This is a genomic window from Acidovorax sp. DMC1, assembly GCF_056314325.1.
Window position 1 is genome coordinate 77,211 of record NZ_JBQUYO010000006.1, and the last position, 18,772, is coordinate 95,982.

At 64.6% G+C, this 18,772-nt stretch carries 14 protein-coding genes; 7 read left to right on the top strand and 7 right to left on the bottom strand.

What is annotated here, in order from left to right:
- Positions 1-86: 86 nt before the first annotated feature.
- Positions 87-1,370, top strand: a complete 1,284-nt coding sequence (locus ACT531_RS13910) for an O-acetylhomoserine aminocarboxypropyltransferase/cysteine synthase family protein (RefSeq protein WP_295940668.1) — start codon at positions 87-89, stop codon at positions 1,368-1,370.
- A 203-nt stretch (positions 1,371-1,573) separates the two neighbouring features.
- Here ACT531_RS13910 and egtB read toward each other — a convergent pair whose 3' ends face one another.
- From egtB to ACT531_RS13935, 5 genes are all read right to left on the bottom strand, one after another.
- Positions 1,574-2,779 carry an ergothioneine biosynthesis protein EgtB gene (gene egtB, locus ACT531_RS13915; protein WP_476017797.1) on the bottom strand — a complete coding sequence of 402 codons (1,206 nt, stop codon included), beginning with the start codon at positions 2,777-2,779 and terminating at the stop codon, positions 1,574-1,576.
- Positions 2,780-2,791: 12 nt separating this feature from the next.
- Complete coding sequence (gene egtD / locus ACT531_RS13920) at positions 2,792-3,709, bottom strand: L-histidine N(alpha)-methyltransferase (RefSeq protein WP_209819308.1); 918 nt, start codon at positions 3,707-3,709, stop codon at positions 2,792-2,794.
- A 517-nt stretch (positions 3,710-4,226) separates the two neighbouring features.
- Positions 4,227-4,817: an OmpW/AlkL family protein gene (locus ACT531_RS13925; RefSeq protein WP_015013729.1), complete on the bottom strand. Its 591-nt coding sequence runs from the start codon at positions 4,815-4,817 to the stop codon at positions 4,227-4,229.
- Positions 4,818-4,946: 129 nt separating this feature from the next.
- Positions 4,947-5,933 carry a DUF808 domain-containing protein gene (locus ACT531_RS13930; RefSeq protein WP_015013728.1) on the bottom strand — a complete coding sequence of 329 codons (987 nt, stop codon included), beginning with the start codon at positions 5,931-5,933 and terminating at the stop codon, positions 4,947-4,949.
- A 179-nt stretch (positions 5,934-6,112) separates the two neighbouring features.
- Positions 6,113-7,036 (bottom strand): LysR family transcriptional regulator, encoded by a 924-nt coding sequence (locus ACT531_RS13935; protein ID WP_476017798.1) that lies wholly within the window; start codon positions 7,034-7,036, stop codon positions 6,113-6,115.
- A gap of 154 nt (positions 7,037-7,190) precedes the next feature.
- Here ACT531_RS13935 and ACT531_RS13940 point away from each other — a divergent pair, with 154 nt between their 5' ends.
- From ACT531_RS13940 to ACT531_RS13955, 4 genes are read left to right on the top strand one after another with little or no spacing between them, the layout of a single operon-like run.
- The gene (locus ACT531_RS13940; protein WP_476017799.1) at positions 7,191-8,174 is read left to right on the top strand and encodes a 2Fe-2S iron-sulfur cluster-binding protein; all 984 of its coding nucleotides are present in this window, start codon (positions 7,191-7,193) and stop codon (positions 8,172-8,174) included.
- Between the two features lie 28 nt (positions 8,175-8,202).
- Positions 8,203-9,462 carry an aromatic ring-hydroxylating dioxygenase subunit alpha gene (locus tag ACT531_RS13945; RefSeq protein ID WP_476017800.1) on the top strand — a complete coding sequence of 420 codons (1,260 nt, stop codon included), beginning with the start codon at positions 8,203-8,205 and terminating at the stop codon, positions 9,460-9,462.
- A 2-nt stretch (positions 9,463-9,464) separates the two neighbouring features.
- Complete coding sequence (locus ACT531_RS13950; protein WP_291446025.1) at positions 9,465-9,953, top strand: aromatic-ring-hydroxylating dioxygenase subunit beta; 489 nt, start codon at positions 9,465-9,467, stop codon at positions 9,951-9,953.
- A 6-nt stretch (positions 9,954-9,959) separates the two neighbouring features.
- The gene (locus ACT531_RS13955; protein ID WP_110958991.1) at positions 9,960-10,286 is read left to right on the top strand and encodes a non-heme iron oxygenase ferredoxin subunit; all 327 of its coding nucleotides are present in this window, start codon (positions 9,960-9,962) and stop codon (positions 10,284-10,286) included.
- A 97-nt stretch (positions 10,287-10,383) separates the two neighbouring features.
- Here ACT531_RS13955 and purL read toward each other — a convergent pair whose 3' ends face one another.
- Positions 10,384-14,391 (bottom strand): phosphoribosylformylglycinamidine synthase, encoded by a 4,008-nt coding sequence (gene purL / locus ACT531_RS13960; RefSeq protein ID WP_476017801.1) that lies wholly within the window; start codon positions 14,389-14,391, stop codon positions 10,384-10,386.
- Between the two features lie 137 nt (positions 14,392-14,528).
- On the opposite strand from purL, the gene map reads away from it, so the two are divergent.
- Both map and ACT531_RS13970 read left to right on the top strand, forming a co-directional pair.
- Positions 14,529-15,344: a type I methionyl aminopeptidase gene (gene map, locus ACT531_RS13965; protein WP_209819286.1), complete on the top strand. Its 816-nt coding sequence runs from the start codon at positions 14,529-14,531 to the stop codon at positions 15,342-15,344.
- A gap of 94 nt (positions 15,345-15,438) precedes the next feature.
- The gene (locus tag ACT531_RS13970; RefSeq protein ID WP_476017802.1) at positions 15,439-18,039 is read left to right on the top strand and encodes a [protein-PII] uridylyltransferase; all 2,601 of its coding nucleotides are present in this window, start codon (positions 15,439-15,441) and stop codon (positions 18,037-18,039) included.
- A 34-nt stretch (positions 18,040-18,073) separates the two neighbouring features.
- On the opposite strand, the gene def is transcribed toward ACT531_RS13970, so the two are convergent.
- Complete coding sequence (gene def, locus ACT531_RS13975; protein ID WP_476017803.1) at positions 18,074-18,613, bottom strand: peptide deformylase; 540 nt, start codon at positions 18,611-18,613, stop codon at positions 18,074-18,076.
- Positions 18,614-18,772 lie beyond the last annotated feature (159 nt).

Consider the following 18,772-nt stretch of genomic DNA (forward strand, 5'->3'; position numbering starts at 1 on the left):
CGCGCCATCGGCATATACGGCTCCGCCCAGCACGGGTAGAGGCCGGTTGCCCCACTCCCTTCCCTTCAACGAAAGAGACAAGCTGCATGAAAATCGAGACCCTGGCCGTTCACGCTGGCTACAGCCCCGACCCCACCACCAAGGCCGTGGCCGTGCCCATCTACCAGACGGTGGCCTACGCGTTTGACAGCGCCCAGCACGGCGCCGACCTGTTCGACCTGAAGGTACCGGGCAACATCTACACCCGCATCATGAACCCCACGACCGACGTGCTCGAAAAGCGCGTCGCGGCGCTCGAAGGCGGCATCGCCGCGCTGGCCGTGGCCTCCGGCATGGCGGCCATCACCTACGCCATCCAGACCATTGCCGAGGCGGGCGACAACATCGTGTCGGCCAGCACGCTGTATGGCGGCACCTACAACCTGTTTGCCCACACGCTGCCGCAGCAAGGCATCACCACCCGCTTTGCCGACCCGCGCGACCCGGCCAGCTTTGCGCAGCACATCGATGCGCGCACCAAGGCGATCTTCATCGAGTCCATCGGCAACCCGCTGGGCAACGTGACCGACATCGCGGCCATCGCCAAGGTGGCGCATGACCACGGCGTGCCGCTGATCGTGGACAACACCGTGCCCAGCCCCTACTTGCTGCGCCCCATCGAGCACGGCGCCGACATCGTGGTGCACTCGCTCACCAAGTACCTGGGCGGCCACGGTAACAGCGTGGGCGGCGCGATTGTGGACAGCGGCAAGTTTCCGTGGGCGCAGCACAAGGCGCGCTTCCCGCGACTGAACGAGCCCGATGTGAGCTATCACGGCGTGGTCTACACCGAAGCCCTGGGCCCTGCCGCCTTCATCGGCCGTGCGCGCGTGGTGCCGCTGCGCAACACGGGCGCGGCGCTGTCGCCGCAAAGCGCGTTCCTGATCCTGCAAGGCATCGAGACCCTGGCCCTCCGCATGGACCGCATCTGCGACAACACGCTGGCGATTGCCAAGTACCTGCAGAGCCACCCAAAGGTGGAATGGGTGCGCTACGCGGGCCTGCCCGACCACCCCGACCACGCGGTGGTGCAGCGCCAGTCGGGCGGCAAGGCCTCGGGCATCCTGAGCTTCAGTGTGAAGAACAGCGACGCCGACCCGCGCGCGGCCGGTGCGCGCTTCCTGGATGCTCTGCAGCTCTTCACGCGCCTCGTCAACATTGGCGACGCGAAGTCGCTGGCCACGCACCCAGCTTCCACCACCCACCGCCAGCTCAACCCCGAAGAGCTGGCCAAAGCCGGTGTGAGCGAAGGCATGGTGCGCCTGTCGGTCGGCATCGAGCACATCGATGACCTGCAGGCCGACTTGGCGCAGGCACTCGACAAGGTCTGATGTGCAAAGGGCCATGCGCCTCCCAAGCGCATGGCCAGGCACCTTTTATCGTATTTTTGAGGCTTTTTGCGTCCAAGCGCTAGTGGAATATGCGCCACTAGCTACATATTTCATAGCAAACAGGCTCACAGTGCATGGCGACATCGTCATGCCTGCCCCAGCGCGACAGGTCGATGGCGGTCAGCGCCGGGCGCTGGCCGCCTTCACCCGAGGTCGCGTGCCAGCCGAATGCCCGTGAACTGCCAGCGCGCTGTGGCCGGGAAGAAGTTGCGGTAGGTCAGTCGTTCATGCCCTGACGGCGTGGCGCTGGACGAACCCCGCAGCACGTACTGATTGACCATGAACTTGCCGTTGTACTCACCCACGGCGCCGTCCGCCACCCGAAAGCCCGGGTACGGCGCGTAGCTCGACTGAGTCCACTGCCACGCAGCGCCATGCCACTGCGCCATGCCAGCGGTACCCTGCGCGGCCCCATGCTCCCATTCGGCCTCGGTGGGTAGGCGTGCACCGGCCCAGCGCGCATAGGCATCTGCCTCGTAGTACGACAGATGCACCACCGGCTGGTCGCCCTGCAGCGGCTGCAGGCCAGCCAGCGTGAAGTGGTGCCAGGCCCCGTCGATGCGATGCCAGTACAAGGGCTGCTCCAGGCCCTGCGCCGCCCGCCAGTCCCAGCCTTCGGCCAGCCAGAGCAGCGGGTTGCGGTAGCCGCCACCTTCCACAAACGCGAGATATTCAGCCTGCGTCACCAGCCGCGAGGCCAGTGCATACGGGTGCAGATACACCCGATGGCGCGGGCCCTCGTTGTCAAAGGCAAAGCCGCTGCCAGCGTGGCCGATGTCGGTCAGCCCCGCGTCAAACGAGTGCCACGCCAGCGCCCCGGCGGGCCCCGGCGCCACGGCGTCAGACGCCTTGGCATAGGCGGGAAACAAGGGGTTGCAGGACAGCAGGTGCAGGATGTCGGTGAGTATCAGCTCCTGGTGCTGCTGCTCATGCTGCAGGCCCAGCTCGATCAGGCCGCGCAGCGCGTCGTCGTGCGCCACGGTGGGCCACAGGCGCGCCATGCGGGCGTCCACGTTGGCCCGGTAGGCGAGCACCTCGTCCAGCGATGGCCGCGTGAGCAGCCCGCGCTGCGGGCGCGGGTGCTTGGCGCCCACGCCGTTGTAGTACGAGTTGAACAGCACACGGAACGCCGGTGCAAACGGCTGGAAACCGGGCTCGTGGGCCTCAAGCACAAAGGTCTCAAAGAACCAGGTGGTGTGGGCCAGGTGCCATTTGGTGGGGCTGGCATCAGGCATGGACTGCGCGGCGCAGTCCTCGGGCGATAGCGGTGCCGCCAGGGCCAGCGAGCGGCCGCGCACGGCGGTGTAGCGCGCCAGCAGCGTGTCGAATGCGGGGGATGTCACGGTCATGAATACCACCGGTCAAGGACGGGCGTGGACCACTGCAAACCAGCCCCGCTCGTCCGTCCACACCTGGGCCTGCGCAAAGCCGGCGCGCGCAAGCATGTCGGTGAACACGGGCAGCGGGTACTTGTAGCTGTTCTCGGTGTGGATGCGCTCACCCCGGTCGAACCTCCGGCCGCCGCCGGGCCAGCACACCTCGGTGTCAGTGGCCGCCTCCAGGTGCATCTCGATGCGCGACGCCTCGGTGTTGAAGAACGCGCGATGCTGCCACTGCGCTACGTCAAAGTCGCTGCCGATCAGGCGGTTCACATGCCGCAGCACATTGCGGTTGAACTCGGCAGTGACCCCTGCGGCATCGTCGTAGGCGGCTTCGAGCACCGCCACGTCCTTGGGCAAATCGATGCCGATCAGCAGACCACCATCATCGTCCACCAGTTCGCGCATGTGGGCCAGCAGATCCAGCGCGTGCGGCGGGTCGAAGTTGCCGATGGACGAGCCCGGGTAGAACACCAGGCGCCCGGTGCGGGGAATGTCGTCGGGCAGTGACACACCCAGCGTCATGTCACCCGCCAGCGCGCGGGCATCCAGCGCCGGAAACTCATCGCGCAGCCCCTGCACCGCCTGCTCCAGAAAATCCGCCGAAATGTCCACGCCCACAAAACAGGCCGGCTGCACCAAGCGGCACAGGGTGCGGGCCTTCTGGCAGTTGCCTGCGCCCAGCTCGATCAGGGTGCGCCCCGGGCCAATGGCATGGGCAATGCTGTCCGCATGCGCCTGCATCAGCGCCATCTCGGTGCGCGTGGGGTAGTACTCCGGCAGGCGCGTGATGGCCTCAAACAGCTGGGAGCCGTGCTGGTCGTAAAAGTACTTGGGGGAGATGCGTGCGGGCCGCTGAGTAAGCCCGTGCGTGATGTCGGAATAGCGAGGCAGGAGCATGGGTCGTCAAGACGTTGGTGCGGCAGCGCCGCCGGTGGGTCAAAAGCAGAGGCGCCTGGGATGCCCGCCTTGCGGCACACCCCACGCGCTCCCCTGCCCCTCTCCCCATTGTGCGTTGCCTCGCTGACAGCCGTGTGTAGGCCATTTCCGCACCTGCCAAAAAAAAGGGCTGGCGCACGCGCCAGCCCCGCAGAGCCTGTTTACGATCTACCAGGGGTCGCGTTGGAACGCAATCGGGATGAGTGGACGTTTCGGGTGCGCCGCATGGGCTCATGCCCATGCAAGCAGCCGAGGCATTCAATCACCCGATTTCGCTCCAACCCTTCGGGCAGTGGTCTTTGCGGGCGGTCTGCGGCGTTGCGGCGCTTGCCAATAGCGGGGCTATTGGCGGCGCACCGTGCCTTGCATCCCATCCCGCAAAGACCACTGCGCGACCCCTGGTAGATCGTAAACAGGCTCTCAAACCCTTGGAGAACTTTATCGTCAGGAACGCAGGGCCCGCCTGGGCCCTGTGCCCTTAGAAGCGCCAGCCCAGACCCACGCCCACCAGAACGGGGTCTACCTTGAAGGTGCCCAGCTTGGCACCGCCTGCGCTCACGTCGGTCTTGATGAAAACCTTTTTCACGTCGAAGTTGAGGTACAGGTTCTTGGCCAGCGGAATGTCCACGCCCACTTGCAGCGCGGGGCCGAAGCTGTTGCGGTCAATGCTCACGCCTGCGGGCAGGTTCACGCTGGAGAAGCGCGTGTAGTTCAGGCCCGCGCCCACATAGGGCTTGAAGCCAGGGGCGTCAAAGTGGTACTGCGCCAGCAGTGTGGGAGGCAGGTGCTTGAGGGTGCCGATAGCGGCGCCACCAGCGCTGAGCGTGTGCTTCTGCGGCACCGTGAGGATCAGCTCGGCCGCGATGTTCTTGTTGAAGAAGTAGGTCACATCCACTTCAGGGATGGTCTTGTTGTTGACCGACAGGCCCAGCGGCGTGCTGTCCTTGTTGGCGCTGTCCAGGTGCACCGCGCGTGCACGGACCATCCAGGGGCCTTCAGCCTGTTGCGCCAGGGCAGCGCCAGAAGAGAGGGCACAGAGAACGGCGACAGCCAGCAGGTTCTTTTTCATGGTATTTCGCATCGGTTGGACGGGGACGACCCCCGTGCATGCATTGAACCGCTGCGGCCTCCACCCGGCCTTGCCTTACCTCAAGCCATCGGTAGTAACCCTTAGACCTAGATCAAGGAATACCCACTATCAGGCTGTGGACTTGCCCCGCAGGCGCTGCACCAGCGTCACCCCGGCCAGCACCAGGCCACCCGCCACGATGCCCACCACGGCGTTCAGCAGGTTGGGCACCAGCACCGCCCACAGCCCGCCCAACGGCCACTGCGCGGCCGCCGTACCTGTAGCCTCGACCGCGTGGTGCAGCACCGGCACTCCGTGCACCAGAATGCCGCCGCCCACCAGGAACATGGCAGCGGTGCCTGCAATCGACAGCCCCTTCATCAGCCAGGGCGCCGCGCGCAAGATGCCCGCGCCCAAGGCACGCGCCGCGCTGCTGGCCTTATTGCTGAGCCACAGGCCCAGGTCGTCCAGCTTGACGATGCCCGCCACCAGCCCATACACACCGATGGTCATGATGACCGCGATGCCCGACAGCACGGTCAACTGCTGCACAAAGGGCGCGGAGGCCACGGTGCCCAGCGTGATCGCGATGATTTCGGCCGACAGGATGAAGTCGGTGCGCACGGCGCCCTTGATCTTGTCCTTTTCAAACGCCACCAGATCCACCGCTGGGTTGGCATTGGCCTTGGCATGGCTCTCGCGTTCGGCCTCGTCCTCGTGCTGCGCGTGCAGCAGCTTGTGCGCCACCTTTTCAAAGCCTTCAAAGCACAGAAAGGCGCCCCCCACCATCAGCAGCGGCGTCACGGCCCAGGGCGCAAAGGCGCTGATCAGCAACGCGGCAGGCACCAGGATGACCTTGTTGATGAGCGAGCCCTTGGCCACCGCCCACACCACCGGAATCTCGCGCTCGGCGCGCACGCCGGTCACCTGCTGGGCATTGAGTGCCAGATCATCCCCCAGCACGCCCGCCGTCTTCTGCGCGGCCACCTTGGTCATCACCGACACATCGTCGGCCATGGCAGCGCTCTTCTTGGCCGCCACCTTGGTCATCAAGGCCACGTCGTCGAGGATGGTGGCGATGTCGTCGAGCAAAGCAAGCAGGCTGCCAGTGGCCATGAAGAGTCCTTGGGATGGGTCGTAAAAAAGCGGCCAACATGCCGCCGGTGTGCGCCGCACTATAGCAACGCACAGACACCCCAAGCGCCAGCAGCGGCGCCAGGTGTGCGTAGGAGAGCAGGAAAGCGCAGGCGACGTGCCCGCTCTGCCGCACCTCACCCAACGCGAGAAGGATGGTGCTAACCCTTGGCGCCTTTGGAAGCGTCCGCATGGAGGTCAAAAACCAGCGAGCGCAGCCAATGGTTCGCCGGGTCCTTGTGGAACTTGGCGTGCCAGAACATGTTGATGGCGATTTTGGGCAGCTTGACCGGGTGCGCCAGGTACCGCAGTTCAAAGGGGACGGCCATGCGCTCGGCCAGCCGCTCCGGCACCGTGGCCACCAGATCGGTGGACTGCAAGATGTGGCCCACGGCAACGAAGTGAGGCACTTTGAGTTTCACCTGCCGCTGCGGCGAGTGGTTGTCCAGTATCTCGTCCACCTGCCCATGGCCGGTGCCCGCAGAGACGATGGCCACATGGTCCGCACCGAAGAAGTCCTGCAGGCGGATCTTTTTCTGATCCAGCCGATGGCCTTTGCGAAACATGCAGACGTAGTTCTGCTCGAACAGACGGCGCTGAAAAAAGCCCGCCTTCAGCTGCGGCAGCAGGCCCACGGCCAGGTCCACCTGGCCCGACTCCATGGCGTCCTTCAGGTTGGTGGCCGTATTGCGCACGGTGCTGATGGTGACCGAGGGCGCGACTTCTTCGATGCGCTGCATCAGTTGCGGCAGAAAGTAGATCTCGCCAATGTCCGTCATGCCGACGGTGAAGCTGCGTTTGCTGGTGCGCGGGTCGAACGTGTTTCTGGCGTTCACGGCTCCATGAATCATGCCCAGCGCATACCCCACCGATTCCGCCAGTTGTTCTGCAAACGGCGTGGGCTGCATGCCGCTGGCCGTGCGGGTGAACAGCTCGTCGTCAAACAGCTTGCGCAGCCGCGCCAGCGCATTGCTCACCGCAGGCTGGCCAAGGCCCAGGTTTTCCGCCACCTTGGAAACCTTGCGTTCGGCCAGGAGCTGGTTGAAGACCACCAGAAGATTCAGATCAATGTCCTTCAGCTCCATCGATTGCCTCCGTAACTATTGATTTGGATGATATTCAACATTCACATCATCGCGTTGACTGATTTTCTCGCCGATCTGATCATCGCCTCCATCGATCCCTTCCCCGGGAATCGACCCATAAAAACATCAGAGACAACACCCGAGACAACGGACGATGGAAATCCACGTACGCCCCTTGCAGCGCACGCTCAACGTCGCTCCTGGCACCAATCTGCTGGACGCGTTGCGCAACAACGATGTGCCGATTTCGCACAGCTGCATGGCCGGGCGGTGTGGCACCTGCCGCTGCAAGATCGTGGCAGGACAGGTGCTCGACTCAGGGCGCGAAGTACAGCAACCACTGGCGGCACAAGACTCCTACGTCCTGGCCTGCCAGACCTTCGTGACGGAACCGTGCACGGTAGAGATTCCCGAACCCGACGAAGTGGTCGTGCACACGGCACGCATCATCAAGGCCACGGTGGTGGCCATGGAAGACCCCACCCACGACATCAAGCGACTGGTTCTCCAGCCCGCAAAAGCACTCGATTTTTCGCCCGGCCAGTATGCGCAGCTGCAGTTCACGTCAGCGCATGTGCGGCCCTATTCCATGGCGGGCACCGCCCAGGACAACACGCTGGAGTTCCACATCCGGCTGGTTCCGCAAGGCCGTGTCACCGGCTACGTGGCGAACGAGCTTCGCGTGGGCGATACGGTGCGCGTGAGCGGCCCGATGGGCTCTGCCTACCTGCGCCGCCAACACACAGGCCCCATGCTGTGTGTGGCGGGCGGCACAGGGCTGGCGCCAATTTTGTCCATCGTTCGGGGCGTAGTTGCCGCAGGCATGGGCAACCCCATCCACCTGTACTTCGGCGTGCGGTCCGAGCGCGATATCTATGGCGCGGAATGGCTGCAAGCGCTGCAGCGCCAGCACCCGCAGCTCCAGGTGCACATCGTGGTCGCGTCCGGTCCCGCACAGGGGCATCGCACCGGACTGGTGACCGACGCCATCGCCCGGGACTGGCGCAGCCTGGAAGGCTTTCGCGCCTACCTCTGCGGCGCACCGCCCATGGTTGAGGCCACTGCCTTGCTGGTAAGGCAAATGGGCGTGTTGCCAGAGCAGGTGTACGCGGATGCGTTTTATGCCAGTGGCACGTGAGCCCCACAAAATAACCCAGGAGACAGCAATGAGCACACCCGCCAAGGAAGTCTTTCCCAGCCAGATGCGATGGGAAACCGAAGGCAGCAGCCGAATCCCGTTCATGGCCTACACCGGTGAAGACCTGCACAAGAAAGAGCTGGAGCGCTTCTTCTACCGACAGCACTGGAACTATGTCGGGCTGGAGGCCGAGGTGCCGAACGTGGGCGACTTCAAGCGCACGGTGGTGGGAGAACGCTCGGTCATCATGGTCCGCGACGCGAGCGGCATCCAGGTGGTCGAGAACGTGTGCGCCCACCGCGGCATGCAGTTTTGCCGCGAGCGCCACGGCAACAAGAAGGACTTTGTCTGCCCCTACCACCAGTGGAGCTATACGCTGCAAGGCGATCTGCAAGGGGTGCCCTTTCGACGTGGCGTCAAGCAGGACGGAAAAATCAACGGGGGCATGCCAGCAGATTTTCAGACGGCGGACCATGGCCTCAACAAGCTCAAGGTGGCCACCCGGGGTGGCGTGGTGTTTGCCAGTTTCGACCACGATGTTGAATCGCTCGAAGACTTTCTAGGGCCGGACATCCTGTCGTACTTTGACCGGCTCTTCAACGGCCGGCGCCTGACGATACTGGGCTACAACCGCCAGCGCATTCCGGGCAACTGGAAGCTCATGCAGGAGAACATCAAGGACCCCTACCACCCCGGGTTGCTGCACACCTGGTTTGTGACCTTTGGCCTCTGGCGTGCTGACAACAAGAGCGAGCTGAAGATGGATGCGCGCCACCGACATGCCGCCATGATTTCCACCCGGGGCCAGGCGGGAAAGGCCGAACAGGTCACCCAGGTCTCCAGCTTCAAGGAGAGCATGCAGCTCCACGATGCGCGGTTTCTGGACATCGTGCCCGAGCCCTGGTGGGGAGGGCCCACAGCGGTCATGATGACGGTGTTCCCCAGCGTCATCTTTCAGCAGCAGGTCAACAGCGTCTCCACGCGGCATATCCAGCCGGACGGGCACGGGGCCTTCAATTTCGTGTGGACCCACTTCGGGTTCGAGGACGACAGCGCGGAGATGACACAGCGCCGTTTGCGGCAGGCCAACCTGTTCGGCCCGGCGGGGTTTGTGTCTGCCGACGACGGGGAGGTGATCGAGTTTTCGCAGGAAGGCTTTGAAAGCAAGCCTTACCACCGCACCCTGGCCGAGCTGGGGGGAAAGACCGTGGAGAACACCGATCACATGGTGACCGAAACACTCATCCGCGGCATGTACGCGTACTGGCGTGAAGTGATGGAGGGCTGACCATGAGCACTACGCCCCACCTTGCTTTTGATGACTACCTAGCCATCTCGCGCCTGTATTCCGAGTACGCACTGGCGGTGGACTCTGGTGACTGGGACCTGTGGCCCGAGTTCTTCACGGAGGACTGCACGTACAAGCTGGTGCCCCGCGAGAACCACGAGCGCGGATTCCCCCTCGCAACGCTGCTGTTCGAAAGCAAAGGGATGCTCAAGGACCGCGTCTACGGCATCCGCGAAACGCTGTTCCACGACCCCTACTACCAGCGCCATGTGGTCAGCGCGCCCGTGGTCCTTGCCGCGAGCGAGAACCGTTTCGAGGCCCAGGCGAACTACGCAGTGTTCCGCACCAAGCTCTCGCGCGAGTCCACGGTGTTCAACGTGGGGCGGTACATCGACGTGATCGAACGCACCCCGGCAGGACTCAAATTCGCGACGCGCCTTTGTGTGTACGACAGCGAAATGATCCCCAACTCCATCATCTACCCCATCTGAACCACCATGAACGAAACCTCCTGGATCGACGCCGCCAGCGAAGCCGAAGTACCCGACGACGATGTCATCGGGTTGCAGGTGGGTGAGCACAACATTGCGCTGTACAAGGTGGATGGCAGTGTGTTTGCGACCGACAACATCTGCACCCACGGGCACGCGCGCCTGTGCGATGGCTTTCTGGACGGCCATGAAATCGAGTGCCCCCTGCACCAGGGGAAGTTCGATGTCCGCAATGGCAGCCCCACCTGCGCACCGGTCACCGAGCCATTGAAGTGTTACCCCGTGCGCATCGACGGAGGGCGCGTGTTTCTTCAGATGGACGACAGGGCATGAACCCCACCTGAAGAAAACTGTAGCCGCTGAACCTGCGGTGTTCAGCGGCTACTGATATCAAGCATGAGCACCCTGCAGCGCAGGGTGCCTCAGCCCATCACCCCACCCACTTGCGCGCGTTGCGCCAGATGCGCATCCAGCCGCTGTACTGGGCCTTGTCCTCGCTGGTCCAGCTCATCTGCACGTTGCGGAACACGCGCTCGGGGTGCGGCATCATGGCCGTGAAGCGGCCGTCAGCCGTGGTCACGGCCGTCAGGCCGCCCGCACTGCCGTTGGGGTTGAACGGGTACTGCTCCGTGGCGCGGCCGTGGTTGTCCACGTAGCGCATGGCGGCGATGGCCTTGTCGGCATTACCACGGTACTTGAAGTTGGCATAGCCCTCACCATGCGCCACGGCGATCGGCAGACGGCTGCCCGCCATGCCTTGCAAGAACAGGCTGGGGGATTCGAGCACCTCCACCAGCGACAGGCGGGCCTCGAAGCGCTCGCTCTGGTTGGTGGTAAAGCGCGGCCAGTCTTGCGCGCCGGGGATGATGTCAGCCAGCTCGGCAAACATCTGGCAGCCATTGCACACGCCCAGACCAAACGTGTCCGTGCGGCCAAAGAAGCCCTGGAACTGGGCTGCCAGCACGGGGTTGAAGGTGATCGAACGCGCCCAGCCGATGCCCGCGCCCAGCGTGTCGCCGTAGCTGAAGCCACCGCAGGCGACCACGCCCTTGAAGTCTTCGAGCTTGACGCGGCCGGTCTGCAAGTCGGTCATGTGAACGTCGTAGGCCTCAAAGCCTGCCTCGGTGAAGGCGTAGGCCATTTCGATGTGCGAGTTCACACCCTGTTCACGCAGGATGGCGACCTTAGGTTTGGCAAGGCTCAAATACGGCGCGGCCACATTGTCAGCGGCGTCGAACGTGAGGTGCACATGCATGCCGGGGTCGGTGGGCTCACCTGCCGCCGCGTGCTCGGCGTCGGCGTTGGCGGGGTTGTCGCGCTGCTGGCAGATCTTCCAGCTCACGGCGTCCCACACCTGGTGCAGGTCGGCCAGCGAGGCACTGAAAACGGCCTTGGCATCGCGCCACACCTGTAGCTCGCCCTTGCCCGCATCGATGGACGACGAGGCGGGGCGGGTCTTGCCGATGAAGTGGCTGAACTTGGACAGGCCGTGCTCGCGCAGGGTCTGCATCACCTCATTGCGCTCGCTGGTCTTGACCTGCAGCACCACGCCCAGTTCTTCGTTGAACAGGGCTTTGAGCGTGAGTTCTTCGCGGCGCGCGCTGACTTGGCCCGACCAGTTTTTGGCATCGCCCACTTCAGCGCGGCTGTCGCTGATACCGTCGCCTTCGGTCACCAGCAGGTCCACATTGAGCGACACACCCACATGGCCTGCAAACGCCATTTCTGCCACTGCGGCCAGCAGGCCACCGTCGCTGCGGTCGTGGTAGGCCAGGATTTGGCCCTTGGCGCGCAGTGCGTTCACCGCGTTGACGAGGTTGACCAGGTCTTTGGGGTCGTCCACATCAGGCACCACATCGCCGCTCTGGTCCAGCGTCTGGCCCAGAATGCTGCCGCCCATGCGGTTCTGGCCCTTGCCCAGGTCGATCAGCACCAGGGTCGTGTCGGCCTCGGTGGCGTCGAGCTGGGGTGTGAGCGTGCCGCGCACGTCGGACAGTGAAGCGAATGCGCTCACGATCAGGCTGACGGGGGATGTGACTTTCTTCTTGTCCGCGCCTTCACTCCACTGCGTGCGCATGGACAGGCTGTCCTTGCCCACGGGGATGGAGACGCCCAGCGCGGGGCACAGCTCCATGCCCACGGCCTTCACGGTTTCGTACAGCGCGGCGTCTTCGCCGGGTTCGCCACAGGCGGCCATCCAGTTGGCCGACAACTTCACGCGCGGCAGCTCGATGGGCGCAGCCAACAGGTTGGTGATGGCTTCTGCCACAGCCATGCGGCCCGAGGCGGGGGCGTTGATGGCGGCCAGCGGCGTGCGCTCGCCCATGCTCATGGCCTCGCCCGCAAAGCCCTTGTAATCGGCCAGCGTCACGGCGCAATCGGCCACGGGCACCTGCCAGGGGCCTACCATCTGGTCGCGGTGACTGAGGCCGCCCACGGTGCGGTCGCCGATGGTGATGAGGAAGCGCTTGGACGCCACCGTGGGGTGAGCCAGCACGTCGATCACGGCCTTTTGCAGCGGCACGCCGGTCAAGTCCATCGGAGCGAATTCGCGCACCACGGTGGTCACGTCGCGGTGCATCTTGGGCGGCTTGCCCAGCAGCACGTTCATGGGCATGTCCACGGGCAGCTTCTGGTCGTCGGCCGTGGCAGCGGGGTCATGCAGTACCAGCTGGCGCTCTTCGGTGGCCGTGCCGATCACGGCAAAGGGGCAGCGTTCGCGTTCGCAGAATGCCTGGAACAGGGGCAGCGACTCGGGTGCAATCGCGAGCACGTAGCGCTCTTGCGACTCGTTGCTCCAGATTTCCTTCGGGCTCATGCCCGACTCTTCAAGCTGCACGGCGCGCAGGTCAAAGCGGGCGCCACGGCCTGCGTCGTTGGTCAGCTCGGGGAAGGCGTTGGACAAACCGCCTGCGCCCACGTCATGGATGGCCAGGATGGGGTTGGCCGCGCCCTGCGCCCAGCAGTGGTTGATGACCTCCTGCGCTCGCCGCTCGATCTCGGGGTTGCCGCGCTGCACCGAGTCAAAGTCCAGCTCGGCCGCATTGGTGCCGGTGGCCATGGAGCTGGCAGCACTGCCGCCCATGCCGATGCGCATGCCGGGGCCGCCCAGCTGGATGAGCAGCGAGCCGGCGGGGAACTCGATCTTCTTCGTCAGCTCGGCGTCGATCACGCCCACGCCGCCCGCGATCATGATGGGCTTGTGGTAGCCGCGCTGCACGCCGCCCACGTTTTGCTCGTATTCGCGGAAGTAGCCATTCAGGTTGGGGCGGCCGAACTCGTTGTTGAACGCGGCGCCGCCCAGGGGCCCTTCGACCATGATCTGCAGCGGGCTGGCAATGTGCTCAGGCTTGCCCACGGTGCTGCCCCAGAGCTTGGACACGGTGAAGCCTGTGAGGCCGGCCTTGGGCTTGGAGCCCCGGCCGGTGGCGCCCTCATCGCGGATCTCGCCGCCCGCGCCGGTCGATGCGCCCGGGAAGGGCGAGATGGCCGTGGGGTGGTTGTGCGTTTCCACCTTCATCAGCACATGCTGGGTGACGCTACTTTTTTGATAGCTATTAGCGCTTGATTCACTAGCGCTTGCGGCCATTTTGGCTACAAAACGCTCCACCTGGTGGCCTTCCATGACCGAGGCGTTGTCCGAATACGCAATCACCGTGTGCTGGGGCGCCAGCTGGTGCGTGTTGCGGATCATGCCGAACAGGCTCTTGTCTTGCGCCACGCCGTCGATGGTGAACTGGGCGTTGAAGATTTTGTGGCGGCAGTGTTCGCTGTTGGCCTGCGCGAACATCATCAACTCCACGTCGGTGGGGTTGCGCTTCAGGCCCGTGAAGGCGGTCACCAGGTAGTCGATTTCATCGTCGGCCAACGCCAGGCCGAAGCGGGTGTTGGCGGCCTCCAGAGCTGCGCGACCACCGGCCAGCACGTCCACATGCTCCATGGGCGCGGGCTGCAGTTCGGTGAACAGCGCTGCGGCTGCGCTGCGGTCGGCCACGACCGATTCGGTCATGCGGTCGTGCAGCAGCGCGGCAATCTGGCCCAGTTGCTCGGCGGTCAGCTCGGGCGTCTTGCCCAGCAGGCCGGATTTCAGACTGATGCGGTATTCGGTGATGCGCTCCACGCGGCGGATGGCGATGCCGCAGTTGCGCGCGATGTCGGTGGCCTTGGAAGCCCAGGGCGACAACGTGCCGAGGCGGGGCGTGACGATGAGCGCGGCGCCGTCTTCAGGGCCAGCGTAGGGGTCGCCGTAGGTCAGCAGGGCAGCCAGCCGTTCTTGCTCGGCGGTGGTGGGGACCGCATCGGTGGCGACCAGGTGCACGAAACGCGCTGCAATGCCGCTGATCTTGGGGTGGATCGCCTCCAGGGCGGGTTGAAGTTGCTGAGCGCGGAAGGAGCTGAGGGCGTTGCCGCCCGCCAGCGTGGTCATGTGCAAGGTCACGGTAGCGGCCTGTTGGGGGGTGTCAGGGGTAGAGGGTGGCTCCGGGTGCCAGCGTGCAACCAGCACCGGAGCCCTCCATTTTACCGGGCAAGCCCAGGCCGCCTGCGCGGCTGGGGGGCCGATGGGATAATTGCGGCATGAGCATCACCATCAAAAGCGCCGAGGACATCGAGGGCATGCGCGTTGCCTGCCGCCTGGCCTCCGAAGTGCTGGACTACATCACGCCGCACATCAAGCCCGGCATCACCACCAAAGAGATCGACCGCCTGGGCGCCGAATGCATGGCCCAGCAGGGCACCATCTCGGCCACCGTGGGCTACCAGCCGCCGGGCTACCCGCCCTACCCGGCCTCGCTGTGCACCTCGGTCAACCATGTGGTGTGCCACGGCATCCCCAACGACAAGCCGCTCAAGAAGGGCGACATCGTTAACGTGGACGTGACCGTGATTACGAAAGACGGCTGGTACGGCGACAACAGCCGCATGTTCCTGATCGGGGAATGCTCGATCGCCGCCAAGCGACTGTCAGCGCTGACCTTTGAAGCCATGTGGCACGGCATCGTGCAGGTCAAGCCCGGCGCACGGCTGGGGGATATCGGCCACGCAATCCAGAAGTTTGCCGAAGGGCACGGTTTTTCGGTGGTGCGCGAGTTCTGCGGCCACGGCATCGGCAAGAAGTTCCATGAAGAACCCCAGGTGCTGCACTACGGAAAGCCCGGCACGCTCGAAGAGCTGGTGCCCGGCATGGTGTTCACCATCGAGCCCATGATCAATGCGGGCCGCCGCGAGGTGAAGGAACACGGCAACGACGGCTGGACCATCGTGACCAAGGACCACAGCCTGTCGGCCCAGTGGGAGCACACGGTGCTGGTCACTCCCACGGGGTATGAGGTGATGACGCTGTCGGCTGGATCGCCCGCCCTGCCGTCCTTTGTGACAGCCACCAAGACCTGAGGCGGCGGCGGGGCCACCGGGTCCCGCGCCTTTGGCTGCCGCTTGCACAACTCTTGCATGGCTTTTTCATGGCCTCCCACGATACTTACCGACCATGACTGAACTCCATGCCCTGCGCGACGCCTACCGCAGCGACAAGGCCGCGCTGCTGGCTGCCATGCAATCCACCGGCGCATCGACGCGCGGCATCCGGGTGCTGCTGCGCAAGCTGTCGTCGCTGGCGGGCAACCTGCTGCAAACCCTGTGGCAACGCGCCCAACTGCCCGATGACATGGCCCTGGTGGCGGTCGGCGGCTTCGGGCGCGACCAGTTGTTCCCCTATTCCGATGTCGATGTCCTGCTGCTGCTGCCCGACGGCACGGCACCCGAGGCCGGCAGCGCCTTGCGCACCAAGCTCGAAGGCTTCATTGGTAGCTGCTGGGACACGGGCCTGGAGATCGGATCGAGCGTGCGCACGGTGGCTGAATGCCTGGCCGAGAGCGCGGGCGATGTCACGGTGCAGACCTCGCTGCTCGAATCGCGGCTGGTGTGCGGCAATCCCGCGCTGTTTGCCGAGTTCCAGCGCCAGTACCGGGCGCAGATGAACCCCCAGGCGTTTCTGGTCGCCAAGACGCTGGAGATGCGCCAGCGCCACACCAAGTACGAGAACACGCCCTATTCGCTGGAGCCCAACTGCAAGGAGTCGCCCGGCGGCCTGCGCGACCTGCAGATGATTCTGTGGGTGTCCCAGGCGGCCGGTCTGGGCAGCAACTGGAAGGAGCTGGCTGCCAGCGGCATGGCCACGGCCTTCGAAGTGCGCCAGATCGAGCGCAATGAGGCGCTGCTCTGCCTGATCCGTGCCCGCCTGCACGCAGCGGCCGGGCGGCACGAAGACCGTCTGGTGTTCGACCTGCAGACGGCCGTGGCCGAGTCGTTCGGCTACCGCTCGCAGGCACCCGACGGCTCGCGCCTGCCCATGCGGGCCAGCGAAAGCCTGATGCGCCGCTACTACTGGGCAGCCAAGGCGGTGTCGCAACTCAGCCAGATCCTGCTGCTCAACATCGAGGAGCGCCTGAACCCATCGACCCACGAGCCGCGTCCGATCAACGAGCGCTTCTTCGAGAAGGCGGGCCTCATCGAGGTGGCGAGTGACGACCTGTACACCCGCGACCCGCATGCGATCCTGGAGACCTTTCTGCTCTACCAGACCACGGTCGGGCTCAAGGACCTGTCGGCGCGCACCCTGCGCGCGCTGTACAACGCACGCGGCGTGATGGACAGCGCCTTCCGGCGCGACCCGGTCAACCGCGATGCCTTCATGCGCATCCTGCAGCAACCCTCGGGCATCACCCATGCCATGCGGCTGATGAACCAGACCTCGGTGCTGGGGCGCTACCTGTGGCCGTTTCGCCGCATCGTGGGGCAGATGCAGCATGACCTGTTCCACGTCTACACGGTGGACCAGCACATCCTGATGGTGCTGCGCAACGTGCGCCGCTTCTTCATGGCCGAACATGCGCACGAATACCCGTTCTGCTCGCAGCTGGCGGGAGGGTGGGACAAGCCGTGGATCCTGTACGTGGCCGCGCTGTTCCACGACATTGGCAAGGGGCGAGGCGGCGACCACTCACAAATCGGCGCAGAGGAAGTGCGGCGCTTTTGCCGCCAGCACAGCGTGGACCGAGAAGACGGCCGGCTCATCGAGTTTCTGGTGCGCGAACACCTGACCATGAGCACCGTGGCGCAAAAGCAGGACCTGAGCGACCCGGATGTGATCGGCGCCTTTGCGCACCGTGTGGGCAACGAGCGCAACCTCACGGCCATGTACCTGCTCACGGTGGCGGACATCCGCGGCACCAGCCCCAAGGTCTGGAACGCCTGGAAGGGCAAGCTGCTGGAAGACCTGTACCGCGCCACGCTGCGCACCCTGGGCGGCCGCGCGCCCGACGCAGCCGCAGAGATCGAGGCCCGCAAGCGCGAGGCACTGGTGCTGCTGGCGCTCAACGCCCTGCCCTTTGAAGCGCACAAGGCGCTGTGGGCCACGCTCGACGTGAGCTATTTCATGCGCCACGACGCGGCCGACATTGCCTGGCACACGCGCCATCTGTCACGCCACGTGGGCGCGGCCAAACCGGTGGTGCGCGCCCGGCAGTCACTGGCTGGCGATGGCCTGCAGGTGATGGTCTACGCCGCCGACCAGGCCGACCTGTTTGCCCGCATCTGCGGCTACTTCGACCGCGTGGGCTTCAGCATCCTGGATGCGCGGGTGCACACCGCCAACAACGGCTATGCACTCGACACCTTCCAGGTGGTAGCCTCTTCCGCGTCTGAACAGCCCGGGCACTACCGCGAGCTGACCCACATGGTCGAGAGCGACCTGATGCGCGTGATCGAGGAAGGCGGCCCGCTGCCAGAGCCCACCCGCAAGCGGGTATCGCGCCGGGTCAAGAGCTTCCCGGTCGCACCCCGCGTGACCCTGCGGCCCGACGAAAAAGCGCAGCGTTGGCTGCTGGCTATCTCTGCCAGCGACCGTGCAGGCCTGCTGTATCTGGTAGCACGCATCCTGGCGCAGCACCACCTGAGCGTGCAACTGGCCAAGGTCAGCACCCTGGGCGAACGGGTGGAAGACACCTTCCTCATCCAGGGCCCCGAGCTGCAGAACAACGCGCGCCAGATTCAGATCGAGACCGAGCTGCTGCAGGAACTGTCATCCTGACCTGGGGGGCGTGAGCCAAGGGTGCAGGTCAGGCTCAGTCGTCCTCGTTGGCGCTGATCTCCGGAAACAGCACCTCGATGAACCCGAACTGCGTGAAATCACGCACCCGCATGGGGTACAGCTTTCCGATCAGGTGATCACACTCATGCTGCACAACGCGCGCATGAAAGCCGTCCACCGTGCGGTCAATGGGATCGCCATACAGGTCAAAGCCTGTGTAGCGGATGCGTGACCAGCGGGGCACCTTGCCACGCAAACCCGGCACGGAGAGGCACCCTTCCCAGTCTTCTTCCTCTTCTGCCCCCAGAGGCGTGATCACCGGGTTGAGCAGGACGGTGGGTGGCACCAGCGGCCGGTCTGGATAACGCGGGTTGCGGTCGTTGGAGCCAAAGATGACCAGTTGCAGATCCACCCCGATCTGCGGTGCGGCCAGCCCGGCTCCGTTCACCGACGCCATGGTCTCGAACATGTCGCGCACCAGCTGGTGCAATTCATCGGTATCGAATACGGTCACTGGCTGGGCCACGCGCAGCAGGCGGGGGTCGCCCATTTTCAGAATGGTGTGGATGGTCATGTCGTGAGGGAGTTGGATGCAGCACAAGCCGCTCGCATGGCGGCATACCTTTCAGGATAACGTGCACTACGACTCCGCGCCGCAGCACGGGCTTGTGAATGAACAGGGCTGTTTTTCGATTCGGGCCCAATTTTGTGTATATAATCTAAGTCTTGTTCC

Coding starts and splice junctions, on each gene's coding strand:
- ACT531_RS13910 (WP_295940668.1), top strand. CDS start 87: ATGAAAATCGAGACCCTGGCCGTTCACGCTGGCTACAGCCCCGACCCC.
- egtB (WP_476017797.1), bottom strand. CDS start 2,779: ATGACCGTGACATCCCCCGCATTCGACACGCTGCTGGCGCGCTACACC.
- egtD (WP_209819308.1), bottom strand. CDS start 3,709: ATGCTCCTGCCTCGCTATTCCGACATCACGCACGGGCTTACTCAGCGG.
- ACT531_RS13925 (WP_015013729.1), bottom strand. CDS start 4,817: ATGAAAAAGAACCTGCTGGCTGTCGCCGTTCTCTGTGCCCTCTCTTCT.
- ACT531_RS13930 (WP_015013728.1), bottom strand. CDS start 5,933: ATGGCCACTGGCAGCCTGCTTGCTTTGCTCGACGACATCGCCACCATC.
- ACT531_RS13935 (WP_476017798.1), bottom strand. CDS start 7,036: ATGGAGCTGAAGGACATTGATCTGAATCTTCTGGTGGTCTTCAACCAG.
- ACT531_RS13940 (WP_476017799.1), top strand. CDS start 7,191: ATGGAAATCCACGTACGCCCCTTGCAGCGCACGCTCAACGTCGCTCCT.
- ACT531_RS13945 (WP_476017800.1), top strand. CDS start 8,203: ATGAGCACACCCGCCAAGGAAGTCTTTCCCAGCCAGATGCGATGGGAA.
- ACT531_RS13950 (WP_291446025.1), top strand. CDS start 9,465: ATGAGCACTACGCCCCACCTTGCTTTTGATGACTACCTAGCCATCTCG.
- ACT531_RS13955 (WP_110958991.1), top strand. CDS start 9,960: ATGAACGAAACCTCCTGGATCGACGCCGCCAGCGAAGCCGAAGTACCC.
- map (WP_209819286.1), top strand. CDS start 14,529: ATGAGCATCACCATCAAAAGCGCCGAGGACATCGAGGGCATGCGCGTT.
- ACT531_RS13970 (WP_476017802.1), top strand. CDS start 15,439: ATGACTGAACTCCATGCCCTGCGCGACGCCTACCGCAGCGACAAGGCC.
- def (WP_476017803.1), bottom strand. CDS start 18,613: ATGACCATCCACACCATTCTGAAAATGGGCGACCCCCGCCTGCTGCGC.